Raw genomic sequence first — 21,753 nt, forward strand, 5'->3', positions numbered from 1 at the left:
GGTATGCTGACAAGCTGGGGTTAGCTGGTAAAAAGTTCTGCTTATGTTTATAGCTGGAGCGAGGCGTTCACTGCAAGGCGCGAGATCACAGGGTAATGTTACAAAAGCTAATTAGCGTAATAAATCATCCTTTTCGTGGCAGAAGCAGCGCCAGATTAATGTTTCCTTAATAATAGCCCGGCACACTGGCTATCATTCAGCCAACAGAGATAACCGCCATGAATATCCTTCCTCGTAACAAAAGCGAATACCTTGCCGTGCTGGTGGCATGCAGTGCGGCGATTATCTGGCTAATGCAATATTTTAACGCCTAGGCCCCACCGGGCCGTGGATTGCAGGCAAAAAAAAACCCGCCAGAGGCGGGTTTTTAAAATTCTGTCTGATAACTTAAATAGCGGCAACGTTAGCAGCAGATGGGCCTTTGGCACCGTTGGTGATTTCGAACTCTACGCGCTGACCTTCAGCCAGAGTTTTGAAACCATTGCTCTGGATGGCAGAGAAGTGCACGAACACGTCTTTGCTACCATCTTCAGGAGTAATGAAACCGAATCCTTTGGACTCATTAAACCACTTAACGCTACCTTTGATCTTAGACATCTATATTACCTTTACATGAAAAATGGACACTAAACTGTGTCGGGGGTTAGTACAGCAATTGCTAAGGCTTTTGTCCAGTAGGCGAGCTCGAAAAAGTGATAAATATCGCCTTTTTTCACCCTGCATCATATTTTATGACAAAGCCCGGAGATTAAAACTGCCAGCGCACCCAGGCGAAAAAAACGTTGCCGTTATTGTAAGTTCCTGGAATGTAAGTCATCTGGAAAGATGCCGGCCCATAGCCCACTGAGGCCAGCGGCAGCACCAGCGGAATGGGTATATAGTTCCAGTTATCACGCATTGTTACCCCGGCGGTATAGCCCAGACCCAGGTGAAAATCAGGATCATTCAGTGGCCGCCAGGTCTTCTCCCATCCGTAGCCGCCAATCGGCTCCCACTTATTGTAAGAGTCCTTAAACGCCATTAGATAAATGCCGTTCCAGTTACCTTTCTCATCATAGCGAGAGATGCCACCACCTGCCCCCCATGGCCGCTCATTATAGCGATCGGTTTTCTCTTTATCGTATGTCCAGCGGTTATGCCAGGTGATGGCGGGAACATACAGGTCTACAGTTTGCGGCTCATTCCACGTCTGACTGACGTTTCCACTGAAGGTGTGCCATGTATTGGCAACTCCATCAGCCAGCGTTCCCGCCTGCGCCGCGCTCAAAGTCAATCCTCCGAGCAGTGTCGAAAGTAATAAAGTTGATTTGGTTTTCACAATAAATTCACTGCTCCCTGGATGATAACACTAGCTAACATCCTAAAAATTAGTCAGAAATTCCGACCAAATGAATTGCCTTTTAGGCAAAAGATTCCAAAAAACACCTAAACACTCCATTAATCACCGAAATATGCTTCTCTGGTGAAAAGAGTTTCACGTTATTTCACATTATAAAACATCATGATACCGAAAAAAAATATAATTCAGCGGAGTGAATATAACACCAGGAAAAATCGCAAACATCAATCAACATTCTTCCATAACATGTGCCAAACCTTCATGGCGCTAATCAATTAATGCTGTCCGAATCACTTATCCTGATTAAAATCATTGCAACATGCTTTGAAATTAACTTTTTTATCATTAAAAACAGCACAAAAACCTCAAAAAACAATTAAAATCATCAAGTTAGATTAAATAGCACCCATGAACTATTAGTAAATATAATTTATAGATATCTGTGCGGATTTTGATAAGATATTTCTTATCTGGTTGGGCTCAGGAAGAGTAGAGGATATGGCAATGCTAAGGTGTGGCCGATGCGGAAGTTCCAAATTTATATTTACAACACCCAGTAAAAATAGCGATTACCATGGCGCTGCCTGTGCCGAATGCGGTAAACGTCTGGATGTTAACGATGCTTACGCCCGTTCTGACGAGCCGATATCGGCATGGAGATCATCGCAGAGTGAGAAACTCTCAGCCTGTCGCTATACAGAAAAACCTTTGCGCGGATGATACGGCTGAATAACATGGAGTGCTGATCCGGGAGATCGCGTCCATAATGTTCTCTCTTTCCATTCTGTCATCGCCTTTATATCTTATTTCCGCAAAGCATTATAATGTCAGGTACTAAAGTACGGGGCCAGCAACTGCTGACCGCCGCGTTCAATTGCTATAACACCCTGCAATACACAATTAAAAGATCAGCTTAAATACACCCGTTATGGTCAGTAAACCAACGATGAAAATGATCGCAATAATCCAGAGAATAATCTTCATTCCATGCCCTCTTCTCATTAAAAAAGTCACTACAACGTAGTGACTTAAGTATAGAAGAAGATTTTATCTTCGCGTGGTGCCGCCTGAATCAGAAACTACAGCACCAGCGACAGCATCCACACCAGAATAAATCCAGTCAGCCCCATAGCTGTTGTCAGTACGGTCCAGGTTCGCAGACCATCAGCCACTGACAGACCAAGATAGCGGGTCACCACCCAGAAACCGGCATCATTGACGTGAGACAACCCTAAACCACCAAAGCAGGCGGAGAGTGTGACCAACACCAGCTGCATATCACTCAGCCCGGTAACCGCCTGGGTCAGCAGACCGCTGGTGGTAAGAATCGCCACGGTGGCAGAACCCTGTGAAGCACGCAGCGCCAGCGACAGAATAAAAGCGGCCGGGATCAGCGGCAGGTGAATAGTTTCCAGCGACAGCGCCAGCGCTTTACCTACGCCTGATTCCACCAGCACCTTACCAAATGCGCCCCCCGCACCGGCGACCAGGATCACCCCTGCCGAACTCGGAATAGCACGATCCAGCAGATCTCCCAGCTTCTCTTTACTCCAGCCCCGACGCAGCCCCAGCAGCCAGGCTGAAAGCGCAAGGGCTATCAACAGTGCGATTGCCGGTGTTCCGACCAGCGTCAGGAGCTGGCGCAGGCTATTACCTTCCGGCAGCACGCTATGAGCCAGTGTGCCAACGACGATCAGAATGATAGGAACCACAATCAGCGAGGAGATCATCCAGGCACCCGGAGGCTGCTCATGATTCTGACGCGGTGTGTTTTCCGGTTTCGCCAGCTGAAGCTGTTCCAGCACGCTCAGTGACAGATGATACTGGCGGCGATTCATCGCTTTTGCGACAAAATAGCCCACCACCCCGACCGGAATCGATACCGCAATACCCAGCAGCATCAGCCAGCCCATATCAGATCCTAACAGCCCGGCCGCCGCCGCTGCTCCGGGATGGGTTGGCAACGCCACATGCACAGTTAACATCACGCCGGCCATTGGAAGGCCATATTTTAACGGTGAAACGCGAGCCACCTTAGTAAAGCCATAAATCAGCGGGATAACAATGATAAAACCCACTTCAAAAAAGACCGGGATCCCGAGGATAAACGCCGCCATCGTCAGTGCAGCAACCGTGCGTTTTACTCCCAGCGTATGGGTAAATCGCTGCGCCAGCGACTCTGCCCCACCGGAGGATTCAATAATTGCCCCCAGCATAGCTCCCAGCACAATAATAATCGTGATCGAACCAAGCAGACCGCCCATACCGGAGACAATCACTTTCATAATATTATCAGCGGGAATACCGGTAGCGATGGCCACCAGCAGACTGACTACCAGCAGCGCAACAAACGGATGAACTTTCGCTTTTATTACCAGCAGCAGCAGTATCAGCACGCTGGCAACAGCAATGGTTAACAACAGGGCAGTAGACATCTTTGCGGCCTCGTAGGATTTTATTTTTACGCAGTGCTCTACAGCACCGTTATTTTTATATCTTTCCCTGGCTTTGCCCTCAGATTCAGGCAGCAAAAAGCCAGCGCTGCGCGCCAGAACGCGCAGCGTTATTCAAAAAATCATCTGGTTATTTAAAGGCGTTAAACCAGCCCAGTCCTTCCAGCGTGGTGGTGCGCGGGAAATATTCACAGCCGATCCAGCCGTCATACCCGCTCCGATCCAGCAGGTCAAACAGCCACGGATAGTTGATTTCACCCTCATCCGGTTCATGGCGATCCGGCGCTGAGGCAATCTGGATATGCTGGTATTGCCCGATGTAATCAGTAATCAAATGGCTTAAGTTGCCGTCGACCAGCTGTGCATGAAACAGGTCAAGCTGGCTGAAAACACCCGGGCGATCGATTCGTTTTACTATCTCCAGCACCTGATACTGACTGGAGTAAAGATAATTTGGTTTCGTCTTTGGATTCAGCGCTTCCAGCAAAATACGCACCCCGTGCGGGGCGAAACGATCGGCTGCATAGCGCACATTATCAATAAAGGTTCGGCAGTAGGCTTCACGGTCGGCACCTTCCGGCACCACCGCTGCCATGATATGCACCTGGCGGCAGTTAAGCTCCAGCGCGTACTCCAGCGCGCGGTCGATATCTGCGCGAGCATCAGCTTCACGCCCGGGAATCGCAGCAACACCCCACTCTCCCGCTGCGCTGTTGCCCGGTGCGGTGTTGAACAACACCAGCTCCAGATGATTGCGGGTTAACGCCTGCTTCAGTTGATCCGCGTGGTAGTCATAGGGAAAAAGAAACTCCACCCCATGAAATCCGGCCTGAGCAGCCGCGTCAAAACGCTCCAGAAAAGGCAGCTCATTAAACAAGGTCGAAAGATTGGCAGCAAATTTAGGCATATTCAGCTCCGTAACTCAGCCACTTCGTCATCATTGAGATAGCGAATCGGGCGGTCGCCCAGCGTAAAGATCAGCCGGGCAGTCTCTTCCAGTTCTTCTGTATTATCGGCAGCTTCACGCAGGGTTTTCCCCACCACCACCGGACCATGATTCGCCAGCAGAAACGCCTTATAGTGCGGGGCCAGTTTCGCCAGGTCTTCACCCAGCCGCCGATCGCCAGGACGATAATAAGGCACCACCGGCACATCCCCCACGCGCATCACCACATAAGGCGTGAAGGGACGAATACAGTTTTTCACATCCAGCCCCTCCAGGCAGGAGAGCGCCGTGAGATAGAGGCAGTGCAGGTGAACTATCGCCCCACATGCCGGGTTATTCAGGTAGATTGCGCGATGAAAGCTGATCTCTTTCGAAGGCTTATCTCCGCCGATCCACTCCCCTTCTGGGGTCACTTTTGACAGCCTGTCGGCGACTAATTCGCCCAGGCAGGAACCCGTTGGCGTTGCCAGTAACGAACCATCTTCCAGGCGCATGGACAGATTTCCGGCGGAGCCTGTGGCGTAGCCACGCTGGAAAAACGAGGCCCCGAGCCGAACCATCTCTTCACGTGCTTGTTGTTCAGTCATACTACGAACTCCGTTTGTGCGCGGGCAAAAAAGTTTTCATCACCGAAATTTCCGGACTTCAACGCCAGCGAGATCGGCTGCCCAACGGCTCGCACCCAGGGCACGCCGGGAGAGATCGCCGGGCCGATATGGAACGCATCAATGCCCAGCGTCTGCGCTACCACGCCTGAGGTTTCGCCCCCCGCCACGATAAAGCGCTGCCAGCCTCGCTGTTGTAATTCGCGCGCCACGGCGGCAAACAGCTGCTCAATCGCCTCGCTGCTCTGCTGCGCCCCATACTGCTGCTGAATGCGTTGCAGGCTTTCCGGATCTGAAGTCGCAAACAGCAGCGGAGCCAGCGCATCACCCTCATGCTGTGCCACCCAGTCGCACAGCTCACGGGCATAGGAATCGCGATGGTGCAGCGCACGCTCAACATCAATCGCGGATGCTGCCGCCTGCTGGCGATAGCGCGCCACCTGCCGATTGGTCATGGTCGAACAGGAACCGGACAGCACCACGGCACGCTGGCCCTGAGGTGCACCCGCCGCCTGAGCCACGGTGCAGTCATGTCCGGCGCTGGCCCACTGCCGCGCCAGGCCAATAGCCAACCCGGAGCCGCCGGTCACCAGGCGCATATCGCGCAGCGCCTCACCCTGGGTCAGCAGATGCTGCTCATTGAGTGCGTCCAGCACCACATAGCGCACACCCTGCTGTGCCAGCGCATCCAGCGCCTGACGTACCGCACCCGCCCCCTGATCAAGAACCTGGCTGTTAATCAACCCTGCCTTACCGCTGGCCTGCGCTTCCATCAGCCGCAGCAGATTGCTGTCAGTCATCGGCGTGACCGGGTGGTGGCGCATACCGGAATCGGAGAGCAGCTGATCCATGACAAACAGATACCCCTGATACACGGTACGGCCATTGACCGGCAGTGACGGCGAGATAATAGTTTGTGACTCACCCAGCGCGGTGAGCAGCGCATCGGTAACCGGGCCGATATTTCCCCGGGCGGTACTGTCAAAGGTGGAGCAATATTTGAAGTAGAAGCGCTCGCAGCCCTGCCGTTGCAGCCAGGCCAGCGCCTGTAACGAGTCAGCAACGGCTTTTTCTGGCGCACAGGAGCGCGATTTAAGGCTGACAACGATAGCGTCAGCCTGCGATACCAGCGGTTGCGCCGGAATACCATTCACCTGCACGGTGGACATACCGTTTTGCACCAGGAAACTGGCAATATCCGTCGCCCCGGTAAAATCATCGGCAATGACACCCAGACGCATTATTTCTGCTCCTGTTTAACCGGCAGCGTAATGCCGCTGAAAATTTTAATCACTGCACTGTCATCTTCACGACCAAAGCCTGCATTACTGGCTGAGGTAAACATATTGAACGCAGTGGAAGCCAGCGGTAGCGGGAAATGCAGGGCTTTGGCGGTGTCAGCCACCAGCCCCAGATCCTTAACAAAGATATCAACCGCTGATTTCGGCGAGTAATCACCGTCAACCACGTGGCGCATCCGGTTTTCAAACATCCAGGAGTTACCTGCCGCGTTGGTCACCACGTCATACATGGTATCCAGAGGGATCCCGGCGCGGGCGGCCAGAGCCATGGCTTCTGCACCGGCGGCAATATGCACTCCGGCCAGCAGCTGGTGGATAATTTTTACGGTAGAGCCAAGGCCAATCTCGCTGCCAATGCGATACACCTTCCCGGCGACGGCATCCAGCACCGGCTGTAAACGTTCAAACGCCTCATCGCTGCCGGAGGCCATCACGGTCATTTCACCCGTTGCTGCTTTCGCTGCGCCGCCAGATACCGGTGCATCCAGCATGATTAACTGATGTGCAGCCAGCTGCTGCTCAATCGCCTGGGCATCCTGTGAAGAAATAGTAGAAGAGACCATGACCACGGTGCCGGGTTTTAAACGCATTGCCAGTCCCTGCTCCGCAAACAGGATCTGTTTCACCTGAGCGGCATTCACCACCAGCAGCAGCACGGCATCAAGCTGGGTTGCGAAGTCATTGGCCGAGGTTTCGGCAGCCTGTGCACCACTGTCACGCAATGTTTGCAGCGCCTGCGGGTTAAGATCGACCCCCCAGGTTTTCAGGCCAGCCTTAATACAGGATTGCGCGGCACCCATTCCCATAGATCCGAGACCGACGACGCAAACCGACATTGATGTTGCCTTTAACATACGCTCTCCGTGTTAATTTTAGTGATTATTTGTTTTGATGTGTGAAGTATAGGCGTTTTATTCGGCATTTATGGTGACAGGCATCACAACAATTAACATAAAAAAAGACGATATAACAAGAATTAACACCAGCAATATAAATATGAAACAGTAAAATATGCTTTTATATTCATAGAGATAATCACAATAATCGCTGAATACAGGAAGAGTATTTCCTTCCCATCGTGATAATTTGATAAAAATTGTGGTGCAGAGGACTAACGCACTCCTTTACACTCTGAACAGCTCAAACGGCCATCGCCACAGGACAGGAAAATTATGATCCCGGTAGAACGTCATCAACAAATTTTAGCGCTGGTACAGGAACGCGGTGTGGTGAGCATTGCCGAACTGACCGAACGCCTTGCCGTATCGCATATGACCATTCGACGCGATCTACAAAAACTGGAGGAACAGGGGACAGTATTGCTGGTGTCGGGTGGGGTACGTTCAACGGATCGCCTCGCCAGCGAGCCTACGCATCTGGATAAAACCAGTATGTTCAGCCAGGAAAAACAGGCCATTGGTACCGCTGCTGCACGCCATATCCCGCGTAACAGCTGCATCTATCTTGATGCGGGCACCACCACGCTGGCGCTGGCGCGTGAACTGGGTGTTCGTGACGATCTGCTGATTATCACCAATGATTTTGTGATTGCTAATTTCCTTATTGATACCAGCCAGTGCCGGATGATCCATACCGGCGGCACGCTTTGCCGGGATAACCGCTCCTGCGTCGGAGATGCAGCGGCTACGGCGCTACGCGGTCTTTCGGTAGATATCGCCTTTATTTCTGCCTCCTGCTGGGGAGTTCGCGGCATATTTACCCCCGATGAAGAAAAAATTGCGGTGAAACGTGCAGTCAGTGAAGTCAGCCGCAAACGCGTTCTGCTGGCCGATAGCTCTAAGTACAACAAAATAGCCACCTTCCTCGCCCTGCCGCTAACGCAGTTTGACAGCATCATTACCGACCCTCATCTCCCTGCCGCAGCGCGTCAGGAGCTGGCTGCATTCGAGCTTGACGTAACCCTTGCAAGTTAAATGACCTTGAACCGCCACCCTGAAAAGCAATAAATTTTAGCGAGGGAGATCACGCTATTTCACTTCTTTACGTTTCATACTGAGAGGATTGTGTGCAGCCTGACTAAACTTATCAGGTCACTTTATGGACTCACTTGCTACCCTTTTTTCCCCTGAAAAGTCACAAGGAGATCTTATGAGCACAATCAATACCAGCATGGGCCGTTACAGTCTGAAGGCAAAAAATACAGGCGATCATATCAAAGGTTCGATAGCGATTAACGATGAGGGCGGTGCCCCGCTGACCTCACAGGAGTTCAGGGAACACGATCTGGATGATGTGGTGAACAACGTTATTTTCCCCGTCACCGGTGGCAACCGGCTGATCACCAGTGCCCTGCGTGATGAAATGGAGAAGGCCGGATTCAGGCAACAGCGGCGGAACTGAGAATGAGATTGATGGTATTTTCGGCAATTGATTGCCGAAAGCGGCGATAAATGTACTACCCACTTCACACTTTTATGATCAATCGATTTCGCCGATCGATCCCCTAAAATCGATCTGTATTATCACTTATAATTTCTACGGGAAAAGTGCGATTATTAATTGCCGTAACGATTATGGCAAAGTCAGACGAATAGCTTTAGTTGCCCACTTAAATGTGGGCTTTTTTTATGATGCTGACGGAGGTAAAGCTTCCTCTTTCCGCTCTTCACTATCTGCCTCTTCAACCTCCTGTTTACGCCGGCTGCGCAGGCTTTGACGCACCAGAAACACCGGAGCAGCCAGTAACAGCAACAGGCTACCGGACATCCCGCAAATCACCAGACTGACCAATCCTAACCAGCCTCCACCAGCCGTTACGCCAGCAGCTACCAGCGAAAGCAGGAAGAAAAACATCAATGTCATCGTAACTGGCCATATATTCGCAATATCCATATCGCTCAGAGCCATTTTTACCGGTTTAGACTCCAGCAGAGCAGCCTGCTTTTCAACTTCCATTTTCTCTTGCAGCGCCAGTAAATCGACGCAGGGCGCAACAAAATCCTCTGCGGGCTGCGGATGATGTAGCTCATCAAAAATACGTTCAGGAGACGGGAAGGTCTGTGGCCAGACCGCACTGTGTACTCCGTAACGGCTCAGAGCTGGCAGCGTAATACGCGGCCACTGGATAGCCTGCAAATAGCGATCGTTCAGTACCACCCAGCTCTGTCGCGTGTTGCCCCGGGTCACATGGTAAAGCTTAAAGCGGTCGGCGGGCGGATAGGAGAGATAGGTTACACGTGCCGTAATATAGGGAATATGTCGCTGACGACAGTAATTCACCCTGCTCTGGCCCTGTACCGCCAGCAGTACAGCCAGCGCAGAAATAAAATAGTAAGAGGTGCTTTCAGCCGCGTGTGGCCCTTCAAGATGCTCACGCAGTTTCTCTTCGCTATTGCCATTAAGGTGATCGGGCCACCAGCGCCAGCTGCGTCCAATCACCCGCTCGGTCGGCACCCGATAAATACCCATTGGCTCGGTTTCCGACGGGAGAATAGCAAAGGGGAAAACCTTACTGAAGAAAGTCAGCGCATCGTCCGGGCCATTCCACTCACCGCTGGCCTCCAGCCCGTGCAGGTTGGCGGTAAGCTCACCCCAGCCGTTTTTCCCCAGCATATCAATCTGATATTTGGTATCTGCCAGCCGCTTACCCAGAGCCAGCATATCGCGCGAGATTGCAGACAGATCCAATAAGGGAATGCTGCTGGGCTCGATGTGTTCACTTTCCATACGGCTGTTTACCCCAAAGGCGTGCTAGTATCCGCGCAAAAAATTTGGCTTTAGTAAAAAAATCAATACATATCAATGTAATAGTATACTTAGCAACCGCGATAATTAGCAATATGCCGGACTAAACTGCCGTGATTTTGATGGGGTAAAAAGCGGGATATGGCAAGGATTTATACGAAAAAACAGCAATTAATCGTTTAAAAATAAGCAGTAACCTTGATGAGTTTAAGGCAAAAAAAGTACGCCTGACCGGGCGATGACTGGATGAACTGACAGGCTCTGTCCGGGTTAAACAATCCAGTCCAGCACGATTGTCACAATTGCCACGCAAGATCACCCTTTGCTGGGGGTACATTGATTTTCAGCAAGAACAGAGCAGATACTCGCCACCCAATTGTAACTATATATTTCTAATTACATAATTATGTGTATTACATTCTTAACATTTACCGGCGGCATAATATCATTTCCTCCCTGTAAAATATGTCGCAAGAGAAATGAATTGTTAACATCACGCCATTATAAAATAACAGCGGCAAACAATAACAATATTGCTACATATCTTTCATAAGTCGTGACAAACCATAGGGTTATTATAATAAGGATGCGTAAACGACTTTTTTTATAGCAGTTAAAGCTATATAAAAACAGCTGGCCGCCGGGTTGCTTCAGAATACGAACGTGATAACCCACGCAGAAATCAGCCCCCGACAAAGCAAGAAAAAACGCTTTCACGACATAAAGATACAGCATTTTCACATTCAGGCATCATCCTGATATCCCGAATTAACATTATCCCGCATTGATTTAACCTGATAGCGAAACAATTACTCGTAATAATCGTTACTGTTATAGGCCAGTTCACCTTTACTGTTGCTACTTCTTCACCTGTTTTGGTCTTAGGATCAAACTTCCGATGAGAAGTCCCCGCTGACAAATTTTCTTTTTGGCTATATGTCGCCTATTTGTTAACTGTGGGTAAAAAAATAAAAGGCAGTTGTTCATGTTAGATCGAGGTAAGCAATGTTCGGATTAGATGCGTTCCATCTGGCGAGGATACAGTTTGGTTTCACCGTAGCCTTCCACATTCTCTTCCCAGCCATCACCATTGGCCTGGCCAGCTTTTTGGCTGTGCTCGAAGGCCTGTGGCTGAAAAGCAAAAATGAGGTCTATCGCGACCTTTACCATTTCTGGTCAAAAATCTTTGCCGTTAACTTCGGTATGGGTGTGGTATCCGGCCTGGTGATGGCCTACCAGTTTGGTACCAACTGGGCAGGTTTTTCGCAGTTCGCAGGCAGTATTACCGGCCCGCTATTGACCTATGAAGTGCTTACCGCGTTCTTCCTTGAAGCTGGCTTCCTCGGTGTAATGCTGTTCGGCTGGAATCGCGTCAGCCGTGGCCTGCACTTCTTTGCCACCTGCATGGTTGCGCTGGGTACCATTATCTCGACCTTCTGGATCCTCGCTTCCAACAGCTGGATGCAGACACCGCAAGGTTACACGCTGCAAAACGGCATCGTCGTGCCTGAAGACTGGTTCAAGATAATTTTCAACCCGTCCTTCCCGTACCGCCTGCTGCATATGTCCGTTGCCGCCTTCCTGGTCACCGCATTCTTCGTTGGCGCTTCAGCTGCCTGGCACCTGCTGCGTAAAAACGATACCCCGGCAGTGCGCAAAATGCTGTCAATGTCTCTGTGGATGGCGCTGATTGTCTCCCCGATCCAGGCGATGATTGGTGATGCCCACGGTCTGAACACCCTGGAGCATCAGCCGGCAAAAATCGCTGCGATTGAAGGCCACTGGGAGAACCCGCCGGGAGAAGCTACCCCGCTGATCCTCTTTGGTATCCCGGATATGCAAGAAGAGCGCACCAAGTACGCGCTGGAAATCCCTTACCTCGGCAGCCTGATACTGACCCACAGTCTGGATAAGCAGGTTCCGGCACTGAAAAGCTTCCCGAAAGAGGATCGCCCCAACTCCACCGTGGTGTTCTGGTCATTCCGCGTGATGGTGGCGCTGGGTATGCTGATGATTCTGCTGGGCGTGGTCAGCCTGTGGATGCGTCGCGGTCAGCGTCTCTACACCTCACGTCCGTTCCTGTGGTTTGTCCTGCTGATGGGGCCATCCGGCCTGATTGCGCTGGTAGCAGGGTGGATTACCACAGAAATTGGCCGTCAGCCATGGGTTATCTATGGCCTGCTGCGCACCCGTGACGCTGTTTCGTTGCACAGTACGCTGCAAATGAGCATCAGCCTGATTGCCTTCCTGCTGGTCTACTGCGCCGTGTTTGGCGTCGGCTACAGCTATCTGGCTAATCTGATCAAGAAAGGCCCGCAGACCGGTGAAGGTGACCATACGCCAGAAGGCGGCCCGGGCACATCACATACCCCGTCACGCCCGCTCTCTGCGGTGCAGGATAAATTACATTCGCCGCAGGAGGAGAAGTAAGGTGGGCATCGATCTCTCAATTATCTGGTTTACTATCATCATCTTTGCCACCCTGATGTATATCATCATGGATGGGTTCGATCTGGGTATCGGTATTCTGTTCCCGTTCAATAAAGATCCCATCGAACGCGATATGATGGTCAACACCGTCGCCCCGGTATGGGACGGCAACGAAACCTGGCTGATCCTTGGCGGTGCTGCGCTATTTGGTGCCTTCCCGCTGGCCTATGCGGTGATCACCACCGCGCTGGCGGCACCGTTAACCATTATGCTGATTGGCCTGATTTTCCGTGGCGTGGCGTTTGAATTCCGTTTTAAAGCTACGGAAGAGCATCGCCCGTTCTGGGATAAAGCCTTTATCGGTGGTTCTTTCGTTGCCACCTTCAGCCAGGGCGTCGTGCTGGGCGCGGTGATTAACGGATTCGAAGTGACCAACCGCACCTACAGCGGCCCTGAGCTGGCCTGGCTGACCCCGTTCACCCTGTTCTGCGGTGTCGGTCTGGTTCTGGCCTATGCCCTGCTCGGCAGCACCTGGCTGATTATGAAGACCGAGAACGAGCTGCACCGGAAAATGACCGCGCTGACTAAGCCGCTGCTGATAGGGCTGCTGGTGGTCATTGCCATCGTCAGCGTCTGGACGCCGCTGGCCCACGCTAACATCATGCACCGCTGGTTCACTCTGCCTAACCTGTTCTGGTTTATGCCGGTGCCTTTACTGGTGCTGGCGGCAGCCTGGGGGCTGTGGCGCGCACTGGAACGCCACGCGCATTACACGCCGTTCCTGCTGACCCTGGCGCTGGTGTTCCTTGGTTTTACCGGTCTTGGTATCAGCATCTGGCCGTATATTATTCCGCCTTCCATTACCATCTGGGATGCCGCTTCACCGCCGCAGAGCCAGGGCTTTATGCTGGTTGGTGGTCTGCTGATTATTCCGGTGATCCTGGTCTACACCTTCTGGAGCTACTACGTGTTCCGCGGAAAGATCAAAGCGGACGAAGGCTACCACTGATAGTCTGAGCCACACTTAACACTATTCGCTGTACGGGGGCTGAACACTCCCCATCAAAAGAGGGCAGATCGACGATTTGCCCTCTTTTTTGTCAGTAACTGAGCGGCTTTTAAACATTTTCACACATATCATCTCCGGTAATTCCTCCTGCATGGTCTACGCTTAAAGTCGTTTCAGGAAATCATGCCATCAAAAAGGAGGCACAATGAGTCTGTTTGATAAAGCTAACGATAAAGCGCAAGAAGCCGTCGGCAAAGGTCAGGAAGAGTTTGGTAAAGCCGTAGACTCGCCGGAGCATGAATTCAAAGGTAAAGTGCGTCAGCAGGCAGCAAGAGCCTCTTACGCCGTGGATGATGCGCTGGACTGCGTGAAAAGCAAAACCCAGGATTCTCCCCTGGTATCACTGGCGATTGCCGCTGGTGTTGGATTCCTGGCCGCCAAAATTTTCGGCCGCCGTTAATCCTGCCAGAGCACTCTCTCAACGCCCCTTGCGGGCGTTTTTTTATGCCTGATTTTCCGAATATTTTACCTGCGCATTAAACAGTGAAACGCACACGCCTCGATGTGATTTACTGAAAGAGTCATAAAGTGACTCCAAAAGGTTAATTGCAGCACAAGGTGAACTCATGGAAAGAAAATCACATCTGAACGTATGCGCGTATGCCGTCGGCATCGCCGCACTGTTAATGGCCACCAGCTCCTCTGCCACTTCCCGGCAACTGCTCGCCCACTCCCCGACCGTCGCGCCGAATAATGTTATTACCTTTGATTCGCAAACCATCGCGATCCCTGAGGAGTATCAAAACAATGAACCGCAGCCGCTGATGCGGGGCGAAGGGTTTAATTACAATCTTTACTACAACTACCGTTTAACGCCCCATCTGATTTTGCGACCGAACGTCCAAAAAACAACCAAGCCTGGCTCGGTCAGCGACAGTTCACATCCCTTTGTTGGCGGATTGAGCGCAGGCATTAACTTCTGAAACTACTGACACCCGTTTCAATTCGAAGCGGGTATTTTCAACCAGATGGAACCCAGGCGGATGGTTATCTCACTCAGACATATTTGGTCATCCCTGCCGTTATTTTTATACAATTCAATTAGCTTGCTAATTAAATTCAGCACAAAAATATACTCTCCGCTATTCACTCACATGATGTCATAGCTCGTCGGGAACAGTTTTCGGTAGCCGACGATAAGCATTGTGCATTTTTACCTCGAGCAATCCTCACATCGTCTCCCCACAGAAACCAGCACCCCAGGAGCAAGTGTAGATTGATCGCCTAAGGAGAGAAAAATGAAAAGAAATGGCCTTTTTCAGCGGACGAGTACACATGCCATCCTGGTGTGCAGCAGCGCACTGCTATGGGTTTCAGCGCCAGTATTGGCGGATATGCGCCCATTTAGCGTCGATTCGGATTATCTGTTTGGTGACTGGGGAGGCTATCGCAGCAAATTAAAAGATGACGGGGTCGACTTCCAGGTCAACTACACCATGGAATCAGCCGCTAACCTCGCTGGTGGCTATCACTCCTCGACCACCGCCCGCTATACCGACCAGTGGGCATTTGGTACCACCCTCGACCTGGAAAAACTCCTCAACTGGGATGACACCCAGTTCCAGTTCACGATTACCAGCCGTAGCGGCCGCGACCTGACCCCCTATATCAATGACCCGCGCACCGGCGGTCTGTCGTCATTAGAGGAAGTGTGGGGGCGCGGTCAGACCTGGCGTTTAACCCAATTTTGGGTAAATAAAGGGCTGTTTAATCACCTGGTTGAGATCAAAGCGGGGCGTCTCACCACCGGTGAAGACTTCGACACTACCGATAACAAATTCCAGAACCTTTCATTAGGCAGCGGCCAGCCGGGCAACATGCGCGGCGATCGCTGGTTTAACTGGCCTGTTGCCCAGTGGGGCGGCCGCCTGAAAATTAATTTTACGCCAGAGGTCTTCCTTCAGGTCGGCTTCTATAACCAGTCTCCCGGCAACTACAATACCAGCAATGGTTTCCGTCTGGATACCAGCCCAACCCTGGGCAACCTGGTGCCCGCTGAACTGGTCTGGCAACCCGCTTTCGGGCCGGACAAACTGCCGGGCAATTACCGCATCGGTGCTTTCTACTCCTCAGTCCACGGTGATAACTACTCCAGCTACCATGATGGCGGCTACCACGATAAGAACCATGCTTACGGCGGCTGGCTGCTGTTAGAACAGCAACTCACGGCGACCGGCGGAGATAACAAACGCGGCCTCGATTTAAAACTGCAAGCCGTTATGAACGATCATCAGACCTCAAAAATGGATAACTATCAGGCAATAGCCATGACCTGGAAAGGGCCAACGGAATCACGTTCTCAGGATGAGATCGGTCTGGGTGCCTCTCGTATTCACGTCAACAAAAGCTATGGCCAGATGCAGCGCACTGCCAATCATGAGCACGGTATCAGTGATTACAATAATCCTGGCTACCTGCCGATACAGCGCGGTTCCGAATATAACTTTGAGCTTTATTACAACGCGCATGTCACCAACTGGCTGAATCTGCGGCCTAATCTGCAATACGTTGTCTCACCGGGTGCCGTCAGCCAGGTAAGAAACGCCTTTATCGGCGGCCTGAGCGCCAATATAAACTTCTGACCTGAGTCGGGATGATCTGTGCATACCCGTCGCCGGCATCCTCACTTTGCTTAAGGTCATCCTGAATACCAATAGCGGTCAATCACCAGCAGGAGATATCAATGAGAAGGGGAGAACAATGAAAAAACGTGGCGTTTTTCAGTGGACGAGTAAACATGCCATCGCGATATACAGCAGTGCACTGCTATGGGCTTCTGTTCCGGCCCTGGCAGATATGCGCCCTCTGAGCGCTGACTCAGATTACCTCCTTGGCGACTGGGGAGGTTATCGCAGCAAATTAAAAGATGACGGGATCGACTTCCAGATCAATTACAGCATGGAGTCTGCCGCTAATCTCGCCGGTGGTTATCACTCTTCAACCACCGCGCGTTATACCGACCAGTGGACATTTGGCACCACTCTCGATCTGGAGAAACTCCTCAACTGGGATGACACGCAGTTCCAGTTAAGTATCACCGACCGCAACGGTCGCGATCTGAGCGAGCACATTAATGATCCGCGCACCGGCGGCCTGTCATCGGTGGAGGAGATCTGGGGTAGCGGTCAGACCTGGCGTATGACCCAGTTCTGGATCAATAAAGGCTTCTTTAACCATCTTATTGAAGTCAAAGCGGGCCGTGTTACCAGTGACGAGGATTTTGACAGCACCGACGGGAGTTTTCAGAACCTTGCTTTTGGCGGGGGCCAGCCGGGCAACTGGCGCAGCGATCGCTGGTACACCTGGCCTATATCGCAGTGGGGCGGCCGCGTGAAGTTTAATTTCACCCCGGAAATCTATCTGCAAGTTGGCTTCTACAATCAGACGCCGGGCAACTACGAAACAGGAAATGGTTTCCGCCTGGATACCAGCCCCACTCTCGGCAACATGGTGCCTGTTGAACTGGGCTGGAAGCCCGTTTTCGGGCCGGACAAACTGCCGGGCAGGTATCTTCTTGGTGCCTGGTACTCCTCCGTCAGCGGTGACAACTACTCCAGCTATCATAACGGCGGCTACCATGATAAAAACCGCGCCTACGGCGGCTATGTGCTGTTACAACAGCAGCTTACAGCCACCGGTGGAGATAACCAGCGCGGGCTTGGTATTACCTTGCAGGGGATCATGAACGATCATCAGACCTCGAAAATGGATAACTACCAGTCCATTGCCATGACCTGGAAAGGGCCGACGGCGTCGCGAGCGCAAGATGAGGTCGGGCTGGGTGCCGCGCGTATTCACGTGAACAAAAGCTACAGCCAGATGCAGCGCACGATGAATGGTGAGAGCGGTATCAGCGACTACCGCAACCCGGGCTATCAGCCAATACAGCACGGTTCCGAATATGATTTCGAGCTGTATTACAACGCCCACCTTACCAACTGGCTGAATGTGCGGCCTAACCTGCAATACGTCGTCTCACCCGGTGCTGTCAGCCAGGTAAGAAACGCGTTTGTTGGCGGCCTCAGCGCCGATGTCACTTTCTGATCTGAGCCAGGGCGCACAATTTCAGCCGCCCTGCTATTTCAGCTGCACCCGTGCAGTATAAAAACGCCGCGCCGCCAGGTAGCCGGCAACAATGGTCGACAGGCTGGCGGTGCCAAGCAGCATAAAGGTCACCATAATCTGATACTTAATCGCCTGCACCGGATCGATCCCGGCAAATATCAGACCGGACATCATACCCGGCAAGCTGACCAGCCCAACCGTTTTTGCCGCATCAACCGTCGGGATCATCGCCGCACGGATGCTGTCGCGCACTATTGAAGCGGATGCAAGCCTGGCACTGGCTCCGAGACTGAGCATCTCTTCCACCTTCTGGCGATTATCACTAAAACGCTGATTCAGATTGCTGAAGCACAGCCCCACCGCCACCATCGCGTTTCCGGCAATCATCCCGGAAATCGGGATCACCTGCATTGGCATAAACTCAATTGCGCCACTGAGCAGCAGAATGGTTAACGTCAGCGTGGTGCCGGAGGTAATAGCAATAAACGAAATCACAAAACCCCGATCGATAGCGCGACTGCGTTTTTTCGCATTCAGCGCAGCATTCACGCAGATAAACAGCACCATCAGCACCGTCAGCCAGCGGTTATTCAGATCGAAGATATACTTGAGTACATAGCCAACAATGACCAGCTGAACAATCGCTCGCGCCACGCTCCAGATAATATCTTTTTCCAGCCCCAGCCGCTCTTTTCCGCTGACCAGCAGCGCGATAACCACCAGCACCAGCGCCAGTGCGAGGGATTCGTTGGTAATATTATGCTGATTCATGCTGGCTCTCCTGTCCGCCGGGCAACAGCGTGATTCGCCGCCTGCCATCATCCATCTCAACGCTGTCATGGCTGATCCAGATCGCCGCCGTACCGGTGGCTACCAGCCGATCGATTAACTGCTGCACCTTCTGCTTATTGGCTTCATCCAGCGCGCTGCTGATCTCATCCAGCAACAAAATATCCGGAGGGAACTGAAGATTCCGTAGCAACGCCACGCGCTGTTTCTCCCCGCCGGAGAGCTGATCCACGGGCTTATCGAGCATATCTGGCGACAAACCAACGCGCTGCAATTCAGCGGCAAGATGCTGGCGATTAACCGGCTGCTGACGGATTTGATAAGGCAGGGAGAGGTTGTCATATACCGTGCGGCCAAACAGCTGCGGCGTCTGAAATACGTAGGAGACCCGCTGACGATAAGCTTCCGGTGTCAGTTCATTAATCGGCTGGCCTTTGAACCGTACTTCGCCGCCGGACGGCTCAAGCAGCGAGGCGATAATCTTGAGCAGCGTGCTCTTACCCGCGCCGGATGGCCCCGTCAGCCAGAGAAATTCGCCCTGATGAAGGTCAAAAGAGACCGGTGCGAGCAGGGTTTTCCCCTCACGCACAAAAATAACCTCTCTGACCTGCAAGAGAGGGGATAAATCGCCCATGTCTTTCTAAACTCGCGGTAATTTCGATAGCGCAATAGTAACACTTTCAACGTGCCTTTTGCTGCGGCCAGAAGATTAACAGCAGCCCGGACAGGATCAGCGCCCCCCCGCCCAGCTTGCCCCAGAGAAAGGTTTCATTCAGTCCCGGCAGCCACAGTGCCGCCGTCCACACCAGCAGATAGCTCAGGCTTAACAGGGGATAAGCGCGGCTTAACGGCATGCGCTTTAATGCCAGCAGCCAGAACAGCATCGACAGCACATAAGCCAGCAGCCCGCCAAGCAGTGCCATGGCGGGTAATGGCCCACTTAAAACCACCGAAATAAAGTGCCCTGCCTGGCCGATGGGGGGAAGCTGCATCATCGCCCAGCGCAGCAGCAGCTGTGCAGCACTGACCAGCAGCACGCTGCAAAAAGCAAAGAGCAGGCCCATCAGGTATAGCTCCCCATCACCGCCACTCCGGCGACAATCAGCACAATCCCCAGGCCATGACGCCAGGGAATCGCTTCACGCCACAGCCAGCGGGCGGCAAGAGAAACAAAAATAAAGTTAAGACTCAGCATCGGATAAGCTACCCCCACCGGCACCGCTTGCAGCACCCGCAGCCACACCAGCATCGCCATCGCCAGCAGCAGCACGCTCGCCGCCAGCCATACCAGCAGATGGCGGCGATCATCGCTGCGCACGGTAGCCTGTTTCTGGCACAGCTGCCCGCCACAGCTCAACAGGCTTGCCAGCACAATGAATAGCGTGTTCATGGCTGCTGGCGATAGAAATACAGCAACATTCGCCCGCGCTTTTCAAGGCGATCCGGCGCGGGGATACGCGCATCAATCTCTCCGCTGGCATCTGAGAGTTTCATCACCAGCGAGATATTACCCTGCCGCCGCCGCTGACTCAGCCACCGGGTAAAATCCTCGGTGGATATCAGGCGACTGGCCGCGTCAGGATAGCTTAAGCCATAGGCCAGCTCGCCGGACTGATCCAGCAGCACGATATCGCTGCGTTTCAGCGCCCAGGCCAGCGCCGATGCCGTGCCAATACTGTTTGCCAGCACAAAGCGACTCTGCTGTAACTCCGCGCTGACGCTGGAAATAAACGGCTGTGGCTGCTTGGAGTAAATCACCTTATCGGGAATAGCGACACCAATCACCAGCGCCAGACCGAGTGGACACAGCGCCGCCAGCCGCCAGTATTTTGCTCCACCCCGCATGCTCAACCACCCCACCAGCGCCCAGAACAGAAAGGCACTGGCCCCCAGCAGCACTTTACTCACCTCATGCGAAGCATAAACCGGATGCCTGACCAGACTCCACGGTGCCAGCACAACCATCATCACCAGCAGCAGCACGCCTCCCACCACCAGATTGATTACCCCGTTAGCTTTCAGTCCGCGCCTCCCTGCGGCGGAGAGCGCCAGCGCATGATGGGCCAGCAGCATTGCCAGCGGGGCGAAACAGGGCAGGATATAGGTCGGCAGCTTGCCTTTTGCCACGCTGAAAAATAGCAGTGGCATCACCACCCATCCCAGTAAATAGGCCGTTCCTGCGCTGGCCTGACGTTCACGCCATGCGCGGCGTAATGCACCTGGCAACAGCCCAAGCCACGGCAAGGCTCCGGCAATCAGCACCGGCAGGTAGTACCAGAACGGTGCCTTATGCTGGGCATCACTCTCAGCGAAACGCTGAATATGCTCCACCCAAAAGAAATAGTTCCAGAAGTCAGGCTCATGAAAAGCGATGCTGATTGACCAGGGTGCCGAGATCGCTACGGCACTCAACAACGCCAGTGGACCAAACAGTAACAGCTCTTTCAGCCTGCGCTGCCACACCATCCATGGGACAATCGCAATCACCGGTACCGCCAGCGCCAGAAAACCTTTGGTCATAAAACCCATTCCGCAGGCCAGCCCCAGCAGCAGCCAGCCTGCCGCTCTCTGCCGCAGGCTTCCCCCCTCGCCCACCAGCCAGAAACTGCACATCGCCGCCGTTAACCACAGCGTAATCATCGGATCCAGTACCGCATAGGTGCCGATGCTGTAAACCAGCAGACAGGTGAGGAAGATCACCGCAGAGTGCAAAGCGGTAGCTCGCTGATGCCACAGCCGCAGCGCCAGCCAGTAAATCAGCAGCGCACTGAGCGTGACAGAGAACACCGAACCAAATCGCACGGCGAAATTTGTGCCGCCAAAGATCCACTGGCTGATGTTATTAATCCAGTACCCTGCTATCGGCTTCTCAAAATAGCGCAGGCCAAGAAAATGCGGCACCACCCAGTTTCCACTGCCGAGCATTTCACGGCTGATCTCCGCATAGCGCACTTCATCCGGCTGCCACAGCGCACGGAACTCAAGCGGGATCAGGTAATAGAGCGTATACAACAGGGGCAGTAACCATATATAACGGCTGTATTTCATCCG

At 52.6% G+C, this 21,753-nt stretch carries 22 protein-coding genes; 8 read left to right on the forward strand and 14 right to left on the reverse strand.

Annotation, left to right across the window (positions count from 1 at the left end):
• Positions 1–387: 387 nt before the first annotated feature.
• From cspE to ltnD, 8 genes are all read right to left on the reverse strand, one after another.
• Positions 388–597: a transcription antiterminator/RNA stability regulator CspE gene (gene cspE, locus GN242_RS14970; RefSeq protein ID WP_004156612.1), complete on the reverse strand. Its 210-nt coding sequence runs from the start codon at positions 595–597 to the stop codon at positions 388–390.
• Between the two features lie 151 nt (positions 598–748).
• Positions 749–1,318 (reverse strand): lipid IV(A) palmitoyltransferase PagP, encoded by a 570-nt coding sequence (gene pagP / locus GN242_RS14975; RefSeq protein WP_156287748.1) that lies wholly within the window; start codon positions 1,316–1,318, stop codon positions 749–751.
• Between the two features lie 921 nt (positions 1,319–2,239).
• Positions 2,240–2,341 (reverse strand): small membrane protein YohP, encoded by a 102-nt coding sequence (locus GN242_RS21980; protein ID WP_445224722.1) that lies wholly within the window; start codon positions 2,339–2,341, stop codon positions 2,240–2,242.
• Between the two features lie 77 nt (positions 2,342–2,418).
• Entirely contained in the window at positions 2,419–3,774 is a 1,356-nt protein-coding gene (locus GN242_RS14980; RefSeq protein ID WP_154752163.1) for a GntP family transporter, read from the reverse strand.
• A 148-nt stretch (positions 3,775–3,922) separates the two neighbouring features.
• The gene (locus tag GN242_RS14985; RefSeq protein WP_156287749.1) at positions 3,923–4,699 is read right to left on the reverse strand and encodes an HPr family phosphocarrier protein; all 777 of its coding nucleotides are present in this window, start codon (positions 4,697–4,699) and stop codon (positions 3,923–3,925) included.
• Between the two features lie 2 nt (positions 4,700–4,701).
• Positions 4,702–5,325, reverse strand: coding sequence for a 3-oxo-tetronate 4-phosphate decarboxylase (otnC, locus tag GN242_RS14990; RefSeq protein WP_154752165.1), 624 nt, complete (start codon positions 5,323–5,325; stop codon positions 4,702–4,704).
• Positions 5,322–6,584 (reverse strand): 3-oxo-tetronate kinase, encoded by a 1,263-nt coding sequence (gene otnK, locus GN242_RS14995; RefSeq protein WP_156287750.1) that lies wholly within the window; start codon positions 6,582–6,584, stop codon positions 5,322–5,324. The genes otnC and otnK overlap by 4 nt, the downstream gene beginning before the upstream one ends.
• Positions 6,584–7,498 (reverse strand): L-threonate dehydrogenase, encoded by a 915-nt coding sequence (gene ltnD / locus GN242_RS15000; RefSeq protein WP_156287751.1) that lies wholly within the window; start codon positions 7,496–7,498, stop codon positions 6,584–6,586. The genes otnK and ltnD overlap by 1 nt, the downstream gene beginning before the upstream one ends.
• Positions 7,499–7,816: 318 nt before the next feature.
• On the opposite strand from ltnD, the gene ygbI reads away from it, so the two are divergent.
• Positions 7,817–8,578 (forward strand): DNA-binding transcriptional repressor YgbI, encoded by a 762-nt coding sequence (ygbI, locus tag GN242_RS15005; RefSeq protein ID WP_154752168.1) that lies wholly within the window; start codon positions 7,817–7,819, stop codon positions 8,576–8,578.
• Between the two features lie 175 nt (positions 8,579–8,753).
• The gene (locus GN242_RS15010) at positions 8,754–9,005 is read left to right on the forward strand and encodes a hypothetical protein (protein ID WP_156287752.1); all 252 of its coding nucleotides are present in this window, start codon (positions 8,754–8,756) and stop codon (positions 9,003–9,005) included.
• A gap of 225 nt (positions 9,006–9,230) precedes the next feature.
• Here the strand turns inward: GN242_RS15010 and GN242_RS15015 are convergent, their stop codons facing one another.
• On the reverse strand, positions 9,231–10,331 hold the full coding sequence (locus GN242_RS15015; protein WP_230320673.1) for a hypothetical protein: 1,101 nt from the start codon (positions 10,329–10,331) through the stop codon (positions 9,231–9,233).
• 1,023 nt (positions 10,332–11,354) lie between these two features.
• Here GN242_RS15015 and GN242_RS15020 point away from each other — a divergent pair.
• The 6 genes from GN242_RS15020 (at position 11,355) to GN242_RS15045 (ending at position 17,892) form a co-directional block, all read left to right on the forward strand.
• Entirely contained in the window at positions 11,355–12,779 is a 1,425-nt protein-coding gene (locus tag GN242_RS15020) for a cytochrome ubiquinol oxidase subunit I (protein WP_154752170.1), read from the forward strand.
• 1 nt (position 12,780) lies between these two features.
• Positions 12,781–13,788, forward strand: coding sequence for a cytochrome d ubiquinol oxidase subunit II (gene cydB, locus GN242_RS15025; RefSeq protein ID WP_156287753.1), 1,008 nt, complete (start codon positions 12,781–12,783; stop codon positions 13,786–13,788).
• 205 nt (positions 13,789–13,993) lie between these two features.
• Positions 13,994–14,248, forward strand: coding sequence for a CsbD family protein (locus GN242_RS15030; RefSeq protein WP_154752171.1), 255 nt, complete (start codon positions 13,994–13,996; stop codon positions 14,246–14,248).
• Positions 14,249–14,414: 166 nt separating this feature from the next.
• Entirely contained in the window at positions 14,415–14,771 is a 357-nt protein-coding gene (locus GN242_RS15035) for a carbohydrate porin (protein WP_156287754.1), read from the forward strand.
• Between the two features lie 315 nt (positions 14,772–15,086).
• The gene (locus GN242_RS15040; RefSeq protein WP_156287755.1) at positions 15,087–16,430 is read left to right on the forward strand and encodes a carbohydrate porin; all 1,344 of its coding nucleotides are present in this window, start codon (positions 15,087–15,089) and stop codon (positions 16,428–16,430) included.
• Positions 16,431–16,548: 118 nt separating this feature from the next.
• Positions 16,549–17,892, forward strand: coding sequence for a carbohydrate porin (locus GN242_RS15045; RefSeq protein WP_154752174.1), 1,344 nt, complete (start codon positions 16,549–16,551; stop codon positions 17,890–17,892).
• 33 nt (positions 17,893–17,925) lie between these two features.
• On the opposite strand, the gene fetB is transcribed toward GN242_RS15045, so the two are convergent.
• From fetB to arnT, 5 genes are read right to left on the reverse strand one after another with little or no spacing between them, the layout of a single operon-like run.
• Complete coding sequence (fetB, locus tag GN242_RS15050; protein WP_154752175.1) at positions 17,926–18,684, reverse strand: iron efflux ABC transporter permease subunit FetB; 759 nt, start codon at positions 18,682–18,684, stop codon at positions 17,926–17,928.
• Positions 18,671–19,336, reverse strand: coding sequence for an iron efflux ABC transporter ATP-binding subunit FetA (gene fetA / locus GN242_RS15055; protein WP_156287756.1), 666 nt, complete (start codon positions 19,334–19,336; stop codon positions 18,671–18,673). The genes fetB and fetA overlap by 14 nt, the downstream gene beginning before the upstream one ends.
• A 46-nt stretch (positions 19,337–19,382) precedes the next feature.
• Positions 19,383–19,766, reverse strand: coding sequence for a 4-amino-4-deoxy-L-arabinose-phosphoundecaprenol flippase subunit ArnF (gene arnF / locus GN242_RS15060; protein ID WP_156287757.1), 384 nt, complete (start codon positions 19,764–19,766; stop codon positions 19,383–19,385).
• A complete protein-coding gene (gene arnE / locus GN242_RS15065) occupies positions 19,766–20,092 on the reverse strand; it encodes a 4-amino-4-deoxy-L-arabinose-phosphoundecaprenol flippase subunit ArnE (RefSeq protein ID WP_154752178.1) in 327 nt (108 codons plus the stop codon). Before arnE ends, arnF begins: the two co-directional genes overlap by 1 nt.
• Positions 20,089–21,750: a lipid IV(A) 4-amino-4-deoxy-L-arabinosyltransferase gene (gene arnT, locus GN242_RS15070; RefSeq protein ID WP_156287758.1), complete on the reverse strand. Its 1,662-nt coding sequence runs from the start codon at positions 21,748–21,750 to the stop codon at positions 20,089–20,091. The genes arnE and arnT overlap by 4 nt, the downstream gene beginning before the upstream one ends.
• Between the last annotated feature and the right edge of the window lie 3 nt (positions 21,751–21,753).

Origin of the sequence: Erwinia sorbitola (assembly GCF_009738185.1) — a bacterium.
Lineage (GTDB): Bacteria > Pseudomonadota > Gammaproteobacteria > Enterobacterales > Enterobacteriaceae > Erwinia > Erwinia sorbitola.